This window comes from Zhongshania guokunii, assembly GCF_040892635.1.
Taxonomy (GTDB): Bacteria; Pseudomonadota; Gammaproteobacteria; order Pseudomonadales; family Spongiibacteraceae; genus Spongiibacter; species Spongiibacter guokunii.
The window spans coordinates 166,876-179,192 of record NZ_JBFRYA010000009.1 but is presented as its reverse complement, the minus strand read 5'-3'; the positions used below and the strand labels follow the sequence as shown (position 1 = coordinate 179,192).

At 49.4% G+C, this 12,317-nt stretch carries 11 protein-coding genes; 4 read left to right on the top strand and 7 right to left on the bottom strand.

The window, feature by feature from the left end:
* Positions 1 to 172: 172 nt before the first annotated feature.
* The 3 genes from AB4876_RS12005 to AB4876_RS11995 form a co-directional block, all read right to left on the bottom strand.
* Positions 173 to 526, bottom strand: coding sequence for a hypothetical protein (locus AB4876_RS12005; RefSeq protein ID WP_368381905.1), 354 nt, complete (start codon positions 524 to 526; stop codon positions 173 to 175).
* Positions 527 to 543: 17 nt separating this feature from the next.
* Positions 544 to 1,575 carry a hypothetical protein gene (locus AB4876_RS12000; RefSeq protein ID WP_368381903.1) on the bottom strand — a complete coding sequence of 344 codons (1,032 nt, stop codon included), beginning with the start codon at positions 1,573 to 1,575 and terminating at the stop codon, positions 544 to 546.
* 86 nt (positions 1,576 to 1,661) lie between these two features.
* Entirely contained in the window at positions 1,662 to 2,942 is a 1,281-nt protein-coding gene (locus AB4876_RS11995; RefSeq protein WP_368381902.1) for a cytochrome P450, read from the bottom strand.
* Between the two features lie 189 nt (positions 2,943 to 3,131).
* Between AB4876_RS11995 and AB4876_RS11990 the strand changes: the two genes are divergently transcribed.
* Positions 3,132 to 3,779, top strand: a complete 648-nt coding sequence (locus AB4876_RS11990; RefSeq protein WP_368381900.1) for a TetR/AcrR family transcriptional regulator — start codon at positions 3,132 to 3,134, stop codon at positions 3,777 to 3,779.
* Positions 3,780 to 3,816: 37 nt separating this feature from the next.
* Here AB4876_RS11990 and AB4876_RS11985 read toward each other — a convergent pair whose 3' ends face one another.
* Together AB4876_RS11985 and AB4876_RS11980 are read right to left on the bottom strand one after the other, a co-directional pair.
* Positions 3,817 to 5,394 (bottom strand): phytoene desaturase family protein, encoded by a 1,578-nt coding sequence (locus AB4876_RS11985; RefSeq protein WP_368381898.1) that lies wholly within the window; start codon positions 5,392 to 5,394, stop codon positions 3,817 to 3,819.
* A gap of 166 nt (positions 5,395 to 5,560) precedes the next feature.
* Positions 5,561 to 6,163, bottom strand: coding sequence for a TetR/AcrR family transcriptional regulator (locus tag AB4876_RS11980; RefSeq protein WP_368381897.1), 603 nt, complete (start codon positions 6,161 to 6,163; stop codon positions 5,561 to 5,563).
* Positions 6,164 to 6,374: 211 nt separating this feature from the next.
* Here AB4876_RS11980 and AB4876_RS11975 point away from each other — a divergent pair, with 211 nt between their 5' ends.
* The 3 genes from AB4876_RS11975 to AB4876_RS11965 all read left to right on the top strand — a co-directional run bounded on the left by AB4876_RS11975 (position 6,375) and on the right by AB4876_RS11965 (position 9,167).
* On the top strand, positions 6,375 to 7,298 hold the full coding sequence (locus AB4876_RS11975) for a quinone oxidoreductase family protein (RefSeq protein WP_368381895.1): 924 nt from the start codon (positions 6,375 to 6,377) through the stop codon (positions 7,296 to 7,298).
* 233 nt (positions 7,299 to 7,531) lie between these two features.
* The gene (locus AB4876_RS11970; protein WP_368381894.1) at positions 7,532 to 8,779 is read left to right on the top strand and encodes an acyl-CoA dehydrogenase family protein; all 1,248 of its coding nucleotides are present in this window, start codon (positions 7,532 to 7,534) and stop codon (positions 8,777 to 8,779) included.
* A gap of 40 nt (positions 8,780 to 8,819) precedes the next feature.
* Positions 8,820 to 9,167 (top strand): hypothetical protein, encoded by a 348-nt coding sequence (locus tag AB4876_RS11965; RefSeq protein ID WP_368381893.1) that lies wholly within the window; start codon positions 8,820 to 8,822, stop codon positions 9,165 to 9,167.
* 150 nt (positions 9,168 to 9,317) lie between these two features.
* Here the strand turns inward: AB4876_RS11965 and AB4876_RS11960 are convergent, their stop codons facing one another.
* Both AB4876_RS11960 and AB4876_RS11955 read right to left on the bottom strand, forming a co-directional pair.
* The gene (locus AB4876_RS11960) at positions 9,318 to 10,925 is read right to left on the bottom strand and encodes a tannase/feruloyl esterase family alpha/beta hydrolase (RefSeq protein ID WP_368381892.1); all 1,608 of its coding nucleotides are present in this window, start codon (positions 10,923 to 10,925) and stop codon (positions 9,318 to 9,320) included.
* A 120-nt stretch (positions 10,926 to 11,045) separates the two neighbouring features.
* On the bottom strand, positions 11,046 to 12,290 hold the full coding sequence (locus AB4876_RS11955; protein ID WP_368381891.1) for an MFS transporter: 1,245 nt from the start codon (positions 12,288 to 12,290) through the stop codon (positions 11,046 to 11,048).
* Positions 12,291 to 12,317 lie beyond the last annotated feature (27 nt).

The window sequence follows — 12,317 nt, the reverse complement described above, 5'->3', positions numbered from 1 at the left end:
AAATAAACTAAATTCTCGTCCAAGAAAAAAACTGGGATTCAAAAATCCAGGTGAATTAATGGATGAACATAGGGCTGCGTTAGCAGCTTAAACTTTGATGCACTTCGGATTTGAATCCGCGAGTATAAATTATGACTTTCAGCTTTAATTAAGCTCTTTGCTATACTCGATCTTAAGGCTTTTTAATAAAATAGCGCACACTCACCCGCCCGTCATCGCTGAATTGGTAGTGTTCAATAGTTTCAATCACCATGTCACTGCCTTTCACCTTATTGCGATTATGAGCTACGGCCTCGTCGCCGATCACTATCAAAGCCACCTCTTCAATTTCGATTGCCGCGCGCTGCTGGGCCCACATCCCTTCCAGAATAGGGATGCCGTCGCCGCTAACGCCGCCAACATACTCAATATGCAAACCTGCTGGAGCGATATCGCTGTAGGCTTGAAAGAAACCATCGCGATCACCGCTATTCCAGCAGCTCACTTGCTTATGCATAAAGGCCTCGACCGCAGAGGATGATGTCATAACACTCTCCTTAATAATTAAAGATCTTTACCGCGAATGTTTCGGGCGGTGCCATTGCGACGATCAGACTCACCCCAGGCGATCCAATGATCCGGCTCGCGGGTGTCGCCCACTCGGCGCCAGCGCCCTTCTTGCTGGGCAGTAATCGGAAAGCCGCCAACAAAATCAACCATATCACCCTTGGGATCGGGCAGAAATTCCCACTCGTCTTTTCCATCAATTATGATTTTTGCGCTATCTAAGAAATAGCTGCCGTCTTTGTGAATGGCAAGTCCTTCGATATCAGTAGAGCAATGCAATTCGCCTTTATCATTCTGAAAAATGGCATAACCCAGATTATCATGACCAAGCATAAAGGAGCCCATATCCCAGCTACCGTCTTTGTATACAGTGGCAAACGTCCACCACAGCACATGCATTTTATTTTCAACAACAATGTCTTTGGCAAAGTGGATTGCGCCACCCTCTGGCAACCAGACCTGGTCGAGACAAATTACGCCTTTAACAGGTCGGCCGTTGAGCTGACCTTGCACATCGTAAAGTTGCGACACATAGAAAGTTCCCCACTCCTCACCGGGAATATAAAATTGGGTGCCATTTCCCAGCAAGCTCCCCTTAAGGTCTAATAGACCGTCTTCTCGCCAAGAAAACGCATCGCCAGAGGCGCTAAGCTGCCAGCCAGCTCCTTCTTCGCCCTCTAAGCTTGACCACCACACGGTGTCACCATCCAGCCACCGCTCGGGAAACATTGTTGTCGCACGGCCGGCCATGGTTTCTGGGTCTAAACGCAAGGTTTCATCATTCATCCGCGTCGACAGGAACAGAAATTTAGTCGGATTCGGCGTGCTACCTGGGGAGTTTAGCGCCCTCGCCAAAGAGTACATATGGCCTTCATCATCTCGCAATGTACCAAATGGCATATGTTTGGTGAACTTGAGCCCATAGTGATCGCGTGTATCCGCAAGTTTTGCACCACTGACTTTCTGCGGCGCTACCAAACACTGAAAGGCAAAGTCGCCACGATTGGGTATTTTGGAAAACGTCGGCATTATTTTCTCCCACTTTTATTGTTATAAAACTTCACATTAATGACGCGCCTCGCGGCGCGACATCAACTTATTACCCAGAGCAAAACTTAATCCCAAATTACATGCACATTTCTCGCCTCGCGCAATTGCGCTCCCTGAATAACTGGCGCAGGCATATCGGGATCGAGACGTAGATTGGGGAGCAAGTCAAACAGTGCATTTACAGCACAATTCAACTCTAGCTTGGCTACAAACTGACCTATACACATATGTGGACCAAAGCCAAAGGCAAAAGAAGGCTTCTGGCGACGGTCAATATTGAACTCATCTGGGTTTTCAAACACAGATTCATCACGATTAGCGGAAGTCACCATGCACTGCATAAAAGAACCCTTACTAATTTTTACACCGTGCAATTCAACGTCTTTAGCGACCTCGCGCACTTTAAAGGTGGCGATCGGCTCGTAGCGGATAGTTTCGTCAATCAGAGGGCCGACCAAGGAGCGGTCATTTCTCACCCGATCTAACAGCCCTGGTGTATTAAACAGCATTGCCAGTACGGTGCTTAAGGTTCTGGTTGTGGTTTCACCGGCAGCGGGCAGTAGCATACGGCAAAAGGTGACAACCTCATGGTCGTCCAACATTCGGCCTTCGTGCTCAGCGCGTAATAATTTGCCAATCAAATCGTCGCCTTCACTGCCGCCAGCACGCCGCTCTACCACGATTTCTTTAATAGAATCATATAAAGCCTTGCCCGCTTGGTGCGCAGTGGCGCGAGCATCCTGCAATTTATCAGGATCGATTTGATTGCCGCCCACCATGGCTAGGGCCCAAGCAGCATACTTGCGGTATTTCTCAGGGTCGTTCTCGGGGAAGCCCATCAGTGCATACATAATGCGAATGGGGAAACCCAGACCGAATTCCATTAAGTTTGCTTTCTTTTTAGCAACCATCGGCGCAATAAAATCACGACGCATAATATCGTCCATGCGCTCGCGCCACTTGTTTACGGTCTGGGGCATAAAGGCCGGTTGGAGCAGAGTCCGCACCTTGCGATGCTGATCGCCATCCATCGCAAGAATCGTTAAACCGTCGAAGGCCTCGCCAAAACCGCGGGCAATAAAGCCACTAGTATAGGTATCCGCATCACGCAATATCGACATAACATCTTGGTAGCGAAACACCGCGTAGTTTGGTCTGCTGTCCTGATGAATTCCCGCATTTGTCGGCACCCCGAACTGAGCAATAAAATTGCCCTCGTAAACTGGCGCTTTATCGCGCATAAGCTTACAGGCTTCGTGAATATCTATATCAGTGCCTTTATAAAGATCCGACACAGCCGAATACGCGGTTTCCAAGTTCATGTTTTGTACAGAAGAGTCAGTCATGCGTTATTCCAAATTATTATGTAAAAACTTATAGCGTAACCACAGCGTGCCAACATCTAAACACGACACCGCGATCGCTCACATTAACAATACGCCTACCAGTGTAAATAAAGTGGTAAACTTTTACCGATAATGTGTTTGACACGCAGTCCAACCAATACAATAAGTCATTAGACAGGGAACACCGGTATGACGAACTCTCGACAGCAGAGCAAAGCCGCGACAATTGATATGATATTGCGCTCTGCCAGGGCCGAATTTGCCGAACACGGCCTAGAAAAAGCGAACGTAAAGAAGATTGCTGAGCGCGCCGGCGTAACTAAACAGCTTGTTTACCACTATTACGCCAGCAAAGAACAACTCTTTGCCTGTGTACTCGACGCCAGCTCCGACGACACCATGACCACTCTTGCGGCCTTAGAGTTTGAACATATGGCGCCAACAGAGGGCCTAAAACTCTTTCTTGAACGCCTTTTTGATGCCTATCAGAGCGACCCCGAACTGGCCAGTATCGCCACCGATGGCATTCGCTTTCACGACAGCCATACCACTCCCGGCAACCGCTTTATTGACCTTGGTCCGCAGCTGACCGACAAAATGAAGCGCCTGATCGAAAGAGGTATCGCGACCAAGGAATTCAAAACCGATTTAAATCCAGAATTAATCTTTGTGACCGCCTGTTTGATGGTCGCAGGTGCCTATACTAATCGCTATATTATTGATTCTTTAAGCACAATTAGCACCCGCAACAGCGAGGATATGCAGGTGTGGCGCAGCTTCACCAGCGACCTCATTCTCGCCGCCGTGCTTGCGCCACAGCCACAAGAGCCCAAATAAGCGCCGCGAAATAATTTTGCAGCGCTTATCCCGACCACTAAGACAAGTAACGCTTAACCCGCGAGGCCGCCAAGCGGCCCGGCATACCATTAACACCACCACCAGGGTGAATACCGGCACCACCAAGAAACAAGCCCTCTACTGGCAGTTTATCGCCGCCTAGGCCAGCGGCTGGCCGCATTCCGCCCGAGCGTGTGGTGCAGGTGTCGATATGGATAACACAGCCATTGTGCACATTGAGCCGCTTCTCCCAATCCCGCGCGACCTCCATGGTCCGACCAATTTCAAACTCTTTCAGACCGTTCATGTAAACCGAGGCCCAATCAATGACTTGCTGAGCTACATCCGCGCGAATCGCATCCCAACCTTCCACCGGATCAAGCGGCATCGCCACTGGATACAAATACGCAACATCCTGTCCTTCAGGGGCCTGACTCGGGTCCATCGCCGTTGGCGCGGTGATCCAAAGATAAGGCTGTTTGGACACCTTGCCCTGCGCCGCCGACTTAAAGTTATCCAATACCGCCTCTGCGGTACCAATCAGCAATACACTTTTACGCAGACTAATGCCATCGCCACGCTTCTCTTCAAGCTCGCGGTAGTTAATCTGTCCGTTAAGCGCCACATCCACCTTAATCGGTGAACCACCGTGGGCATTGGCTGGGGCTAATTTAATACGAGTGAGGCTCTTCTGATCAACCTCCCCCTCACTGACCATTTCCAAAGCTTGTTTGGGATGAATAGACGCAATAACTGCCGCAGCGTGAATAATTTTCCCGCTCTTTAAACGTATGCCACTAACTTTTCTGTTTTTAGAAATAATCTCGGCAACTGGCTCATTCACTAGAATCTCGCCGCCCAGCTCACGCAGACGCGAGGCCAAAGCATTACTTATAGATTGCATACCTCCCATCGCGCGACCGATGCCGAACTTCTGGATAAAACCTAATAGCGCGAAATAAATACCGGTCGCCTCATTCGTGACCGGCCCTGCCGCGCCCAGCAAGCAGCACAGCGCTGACTGCACCACAGGATGCTCAAAACGCTCCATTATTGAGGTGTAAGCCGGGCTACTTATCAAGGTCATAATCTCGGATTTTCGGCCCAGATTTTTAAGTAGTACCGACATCGACGCCAGCTTTGCTTTTAAATTAAAACTTGCTGGATCCACACGCATCTGCGGCAACGCCATATCAACAAAGGCAAACACCAGTTCCATTAATTTTCTGTACTCTTGCGCATCAGCTTTCGAATAGCGCGCTATCTCAGCTACGGTATCTTCAACTTCTCGGAAAAATACCAAGGTATTGCCGTCAGAGTGAACATAAACATAACCTGGGTTCATTTCTTTCTGAACAAAACCATGACGCGCGAGCTCAAGCTCTTCTGGGACCATTGGATGCACCCGCATCGACATAACATCGAGCGCACAGGGGTTAATAATATGATTTGGCGCCTCCGGTATAAGAGCTCCAGAGCTACACATGCCGCCAACTTGAGACAGCCCCTCTACAACCACAACTTTCTTTCCCGCCATTGCCAGGTAACACGCCGACGTTAGGCCGTTGTGGCCGCCGCCGACAATAGCGACATCATAAGTAGATTGCTGATCCATGATAAACCCTTACGTTGCAGCACCGCTGTGTAAACGCTGTTTAATACAGCGACTATCAGCAATGCTTTTGATTATTAAAATTATTCAGGATTACCATTTAAGCACGTAAGGCTAGCGTATTTTTAGTGACACAGTTTTACTCATGGTAAAACCACCAGCACCCTACTCAGTTACGAAATGTTAAAACTAAGCGCTTAATCCGATTTGGCAATGCCTTGCGAGTTTGCTTGCTAGACGGCACAAGCTGCTCACTAAGAATATAGCGAACCATCAGCTCGCACACTAACTCACGATCTAAAGTCACCCCAGACCGCTCATCCCAAGCATCAAACACTATATCCAAATCTGCCTGAAAACGGGAAATTGAATCATGGAAAATTCGCAGAAACCAGCCCATTGCATAATCCGGCGCAACAACAAGTAATTTGCGTGATTGCCCCTTTTGTAAATAGTTATCCAAGTAGCGAATAAACGCGTCAAAACGCTCATCTGGATCATCGTAAGGAGTAACAGCCTCAGACAAAGAGATATGAAAGCGATTGCGCTTGTGACGAGAAAAGGCTTCTAGTAGCTCGTCTTGCGACGAAAAATAGCGATAAAACGTGCCTCTAGAAATGCCGGCTTCAGCGCACACATCTAGTATAGATACCCGTTCCACACCCGACTGCAGTATCACCACCTCAGCCGCTTTCAGGATTGCCTCAATGGTATTCTCTGATCGTTTATTGCGTCGGCGGGTAACCGTTGTTGTCAAGGTACTTGCAGCCACTCTCTTTTCTCCAATTAAAACAGTCGTGTACATATAATATATACTAATAACAACGACTGTTCTTGGTAAAGTTAATCTATCTTTGGCCTATTTAAAACACTTATCTATTTTTTGTTCATAAAGTGCGTTAAAGTTGGCTGATTCTATGGTAATAAATCCTATAAAGACGTATATACCAAGACCGACTCACAATAAAAATACGAGGAGAGATATGAAAGCTGCCGTTATTTCTAGCAGGGGAAGTATCCCGCAAATACAAGAGTTTCAAACGCCACAAGCACAAGCGGGTGCACTATTAATCAATGTCGACACCGCCGGTCTTGGCGGCTGGGATGTACTTGGGGCCTATCGACTTGGTGTTGAATACCCCTGCGTCATTCGCGGTGAGGGCGTGGGGCACACTACAGACGGGAAGCGCGTCTATTTTGGCGAACGCTCGGTACTACCGTGGGGCGCATGGGCAGAGCAGACCCTCGTACCAGAAGAAGAAGTATGGGAAGTCCCCGATAATATTGACGACAAGACCGCGATTGCAATGGGTATCGCTGCAACCGGCGCCCTTGTTCCGCTTGAAAACGCAAAAATTCAAGCTGGTGAGAAGGTATTGATTCTGGGCGCAACAGGGACCCTTGGCCAAATCGCACTGCAATTGGCACGCTATCTTGGTGCCGGTCATGTAAGCGCCGCCGCCCGCAACCAAGCCTCGCTCGACAAGCTACTCGAACGCGGGATTTGTGACAGCATCGTTTGCCTTGGCAGCGACGATGACGCCGCCGCATTAAAAGAAGACGCTGGCGAGGGTTACGATGTTGTTCTCGACTTAGTGTGCGGCCAACCCATGCTCAACGCCCTAAAGGCAACTCGCTGGGGCGCGCGCATAATGACCATTGGCACGGGTGCTGGCCGCGAAGTTAATCTCGACATGGCCTTGTTGCTATTCCGCACTTTTTCGGTCGTCGGCACCGGCCAACGCCCTCCCGCAGATCGCGAAAATATATGGCGCCGCCTGCTAAAAATCGCCGAACAAGAAAATATCGAAATTGATTATCTCGATTTTGACTTTGCCGACGCCGACCAAGCTTGGCAAGCGCAAATCGACGGCCCCCACGCAAAAATCACCGCCCGCGTACGCTAACCGCCAGCCTGCACTACCATAAGTAGTGCAGGCGAATTCAAAACCACTTAAAACACACTTCGGTCCATCAATAATACGCCCATATTAGTGAGATAAACTCACCAAAGAACGCCTCACCGGCACTGTTTGATTTGGCCTTGGGTAAAACACCTCTCCATGCATTTCCCCAGTTTGAGTGCCATTATTCCCTCACACCTTAGCTTCTCCATAACTCAAATAAAGGAGTGTTACCTGTGACTGAGCTAACCGATACCCGTGCTGAAGAACCCCAAGCCCTAAATCCGCAGGCCATAGCCAAATCACTAAAACCACTGTTGCAAGAACACGCAGCAGTAGCCGAAGCACAAGGCCAAATAAGTGACGAAGTTTTTAAGGCCTTGCAAAGCAGTGGCCTATTTTCCATGATGTTTCCAAAGCGCGCCGGCGGTGTTGGCCGCAAACTCATCACCCATCTTGAAACAGTCGCGGAGCTAGCCAAAGTCGATCCGGCGAGCGCTTGGGCCTTTGGCTTGCTGTCGAGTGTTTCAGCCTCTGCCGCGGCGCTACCAAAGAACATCAGCGACACTATTTTTACCACCGGCAAAGAATTGGTATGCAGTGTTGCCGCCCGCACAGGCACCGCTAAACCCTGCGCCGACGGTTATGAAATCTCTGGCAGCTGGCCCTATGCTTCGGGTTGCATGCACGCCGACTGGGCAATGAATGGCGTTAATATTCTCGACGAACAAGGCAATATTGTTGATGCTGGTTTCGCAATTATGCCCCTGCGCGCTAATGAGCAAGTAAAAATTAAAAACACCTGGCAGGTTGCCGGCGTTAGCGCATCGGGTAGCAATACCGTTACTGCTGATCAACTCATACTACCGCCACATCTGCTGCTTTCATTCAAAAACCTGCGCAGTGGCGCATCAGATGACCCAGCTGTTATCGCTGCGCTAGAGCCTCGCGATCGCTGGCCAGTAGAGCCCCTATTTCCCTTAACAGTATTAGCGCCAATGCTAGGTGCAGCTGAGGGGATATTAGAATTAGTAAAAGACACCATGCCCAAGCGGAAAATCATTGGCTGGCAGTACGAAAGCCAAGCGGGCTCGGATATTTTATTAGGCGTATTAGCCGAAGCCAGCCTCGAGATAGAATCGGCATGGCTACATATTCGCCGTACCGCCGCACTTGTCGACGAGGTTTCGCCACAGCGCACACTATCCGGTTTCGAGAAAGCAAAAATGCAGGCCGATTGCGGCTACGCGATGAAGCTCGCGCGCAGCGCAGCCGACAAACTGATGGATATAGCTGGGCCAGGTAGCTTCGCCCTGAACAATGCCATGCAGCGCCTGTGGCGCGATCTAAACGTAGGCAGTCGTCACAATGCGCTCAACAGCCGCCTCTCTATGGCCTTATATGGCCGCGCGATATTGGGCATTGAATCAAACCTCGAATTACTCGCCGATATCGGGCCAAAGCCAAGTGCTGAAAATACCTAACGCGAAGAGAACCCATACAGAATATTGAGATGAGCACACCATGACCGACAGCGAAAAGCTAACACACTTTTTACACCAGCAAGTGGCGCACTGGAATAATGGCGACAAGGCAGGCTTCCTCGCCTGCTATCGAGATATCGCCACCAAAGCCTTGTCTATTGAATACCTTGGCGTTGCCAAGGCCGACCCTTGGTTAATGCTAGAAGGCATGTGGCAGGCACAACCAACGATAAAGATCGAGGTGCTTGAATGCATTCAAATAGGCAACCAAGCTGCGAGCCACCACCGTAATTTACTGGCCGATGGCAGTATCAGCACGGAAACCATCGAGCTTTACACGCTGACCGATGGCGCCCTCGAATCGAGAATTTTTATCCAACGCCCTTAAGGATTAGTAGCAACATAAAACTAAGCTAAAGCCCGTGAGCGCGGCCATAAATTAGCCTTATTGCCAGTTTATGGGCTATTTTTCGGTATCAAGCTGTAGCAGGCTTAACAATCATTAGCGGACACCGTGCACAACCGCCGCCAAGCAACACTACTGACATTGCCAGTTCGCTGCATTATACAAAGCCTCGGTCGATGCCGCTTGACCGACAAAAACAGACTCTTGGGGATAGGGACATAACAGGAACTCCCTTGCCGGTGTCCCCTTAGGGGGGTTATCAAGGTAGTCGTAAAAATTAGGTAGGTATTTCGCAATACCGTCGGCCTTAAACGCCAACTCTTTTTCTCCTCGGTGAGTGACAACCGAGGCCGGCGACACGCCATTTTCTACCCAATCAATAAGTGATTCCAGCAGTCTATCAGGCGTATCTACAGGACCGGGACCGCCAAAGCAATGATATAAACCCGGCGCAAGATACATGCGGGCAAACTGATTTAGGCGCTCATCATCGCCAGTATTTTCTCGAATCGCTTCGTAATACCGCAATTGATCTCGAAATGAGATAGCGGCGTCACTAACACCGTGCCAAAAAATTACTTTAGCACCGGCATTTTCGACCCCACTGTAATCCGCCGAGGCGCGCACACCATAGCCAGTTCGCGCCACCGCGGCCCGCCACGCGTCGATATTTTTTTGATCGTTAAAATCGAAATCAGTCATAAATTCATAATCATCACCAAAATAAGCCTGTGAAAAAGAGGTGCTAATCATTTCCGCACCCATTTCTAAAAAGCTTACCCATCCCGTTGGTGTCACATCGACTAACCCTGGGTAAAGCACCTCACCGGTTGGAGAGCGGGGACCAGCAATAATCGATTTAACCACTTCCAGCTCTTGTGCTGTAAAACAAGCCGCTTGGTCTTGGTCTTGGTCCTGCTCACACAACATTTGCGCAGGATCGTAGGCGCACTTACGAGGGTCCCACACCATTTGATCTACCGCGCCATCACTGGCATCGCATTGAGCTTGTATGGATTGCTCCATCGCCAGTAACTTGCCCTCGGCCAACTCCTTTTCAGGTAGCTTATTGAGTTGCTGGGACATCCACATAAAATTAAGAATATTAGTGGTGTCGATACCCGGAGCGCCAATAAGTAGCCCGTCAAAATCTTCTGGGTGATACGTTGCAGCCATCACGCCCATACGGCCACCACCAGAGCAGCCCGAATGGTAACGGTACATTGAATCACTATTGTAGTAGGCCTTGGTCATTGCCTGGGTTTGCACCGCAGACACATGCGCGCCGCGATGAATATGATCAAGTGCCTGAGCTTCATTGGCGAGAAAGCTCCAGTTCAGCATAAAGGCCTGATGCCCGGTATCAGAGCCCGCCACCGCAAACCCCGCCGCCAGCGGATAGCCAAAGGGCGACTCTGAAAAAATCGGCGTTCTACCGGCTCCGCCACCTAAGCCAATAAAATAATACCGCCCATTCCACGCCTGCTCTTTGGGAAGTTGTAGACGAAAATTCACCTGATTGGGGCCGGGATCTGTCGTTGTTACATAACCTTTAACGATGCAATGTTGCACCGGAAACCACATAGATTTAACTGTTGTAAGCGTGGTATCGTCACTGACCACTGCCGCCATTTTTTCTAATGTACAGCTCTCGAGCGGCGTCGTTAAGCTATAATCTACCAGGTAAAATCCCGCCACCAAAAAAATGATACTGATAAGAAATTTTTTCTTTTTTGTCATAACGCTAAAACTCTTCTTATTTTATTTTTTCTGCACCGCTAGATGCAGGCTTAATTAATATTCCCAATCCAAGTCACCTTAGTAGCAATCTTATGAACGCCGTTGATATCACTCTAAGTATTAGGCCGCTTTAGCTTGGCCACCACTGAATTCAGGTGGGCGACCTAGACTTAGTAACATTGCCCCACCCACTGCAGTGGCGAAAATACAGTACACCAACATCGCTTGGTATCCAGCGCTTGCCTTATACATAGCCGCAAACAATAGCGGCGCCATTGCCGATGCTACGGTAATGAGTGCTTGGTGAAAGCCCATTAAACGGCCGTAATCTTTCAAACCAAAAAACTTCGCCACCAGAAATGCCGCAACATCAAACTCGGCGCCAGCACCTGCCCCCACAAGTCCTACAGCCAACATCATGACGGGGATACTGTCGCTGCCCGTATAAAATATGACGCAACCCACTGCAGGAATCATTAAACTAAAGGCCGCTACGCCCGGCGGCCAATAGCGGTCGAGGAAGAAACCAACCGTCAGCCTCCCCAGCACTAGCGATGCACCAAAAGTACTAAAAATATAGCCCGCTTCTTTACCGGAAAAGCCCATGTTTTGTAACATCGGGACGCCATTGGTAATCATCCCCATTACCGCCGACACCACTAACGCAATCGCGATATTGCAGGTCCAAAAACGACGCGATACAACGCCCTTTTTAAAATCAACTCCGCCGAGCGCAGCAATCGATTTACTCTCATCGCCCCCTTCTGAGCTGGACAAACTCGCCCTCGGAAAGCGGAAAAGCATCAGCGTCAATGGTATTAATACAAAATTTAGAACCGCCAACAGCACGAACACACTGGGCCAGCCCCAGCTCTCAATACATGCCGCGATAGCAGATGGCATTACCGCAGCAGTGAGGCCAGTGCCAGACAGACCAATCGCTAGGGCAAGCCCGCGATTTTCAACAAACCATAGATTAATTAGCTGGGTCCAGGTAATAGCTAATGCCCCCATCCCAACAATGGGTAAAATGCCAAACAGGATATACAAGGACCAAATAGAGCCGCCCAATAATGGGATACACACTAAATAGCCCACGCCCATTAATAATAATGATGCCACGGTAGTGGCACGCACCCCCAATGCTATATTTACCCAGCCCACCGCTTGAAGCCCAATGACCGCACCGCCGTACAAAAACGATATAGCGACCTGCTGACTACCGCGATCCCAGCCGAATGCCTCTTCAAAGGGAATGACTAAGGCACCAAAGCCATAAAGCAATACCGCGTTAATACTAACGGCGATACCCAGCAGTGCCAGAATCAATACTTTCCAGCCCGACCTAAATTCACTCAGGTTCATAACTCACTCGCAGTTTAATGTTTATTT

Bases quoted from the DNA above. Each gene is read 5' to 3' on its own strand.
- AB4876_RS11990 (WP_368381900.1), top strand. From the start codon at position 3,132: ATGACGAACTCTCGACAGCAGAGCAAAGCCGCGACAATTGATATGATA.
- AB4876_RS11955 (WP_368381891.1), bottom strand. From the start codon at position 12,290: ATGAACCTGAGTGAATTTAGGTCGGGCTGGAAAGTATTGATTCTGGCA.
- AB4876_RS11965 (WP_368381893.1), top strand. From the start codon at position 8,820: ATGACCGACAGCGAAAAGCTAACACACTTTTTACACCAGCAAGTGGCG.
- AB4876_RS11975 (WP_368381895.1), top strand. From the start codon at position 6,375: ATGAAAGCTGCCGTTATTTCTAGCAGGGGAAGTATCCCGCAAATACAA.
- AB4876_RS11960 (WP_368381892.1), bottom strand. From the start codon at position 10,925: ATGACAAAAAAGAAAAAATTTCTTATCAGTATCATTTTTTTGGTGGCG.
- AB4876_RS12000 (WP_368381903.1), bottom strand. From the start codon at position 1,575: ATGCCGACGTTTTCCAAAATACCCAATCGTGGCGACTTTGCCTTTCAG.
- AB4876_RS12005 (WP_368381905.1), bottom strand. From the start codon at position 526: ATGACATCATCCTCTGCGGTCGAGGCCTTTATGCATAAGCAAGTGAGC.
- AB4876_RS11995 (WP_368381902.1), bottom strand. From the start codon at position 2,942: ATGACTGACTCTTCTGTACAAAACATGAACTTGGAAACCGCGTATTCG.
- AB4876_RS11985 (WP_368381898.1), bottom strand. From the start codon at position 5,394: ATGGATCAGCAATCTACTTATGATGTCGCTATTGTCGGCGGCGGCCAC.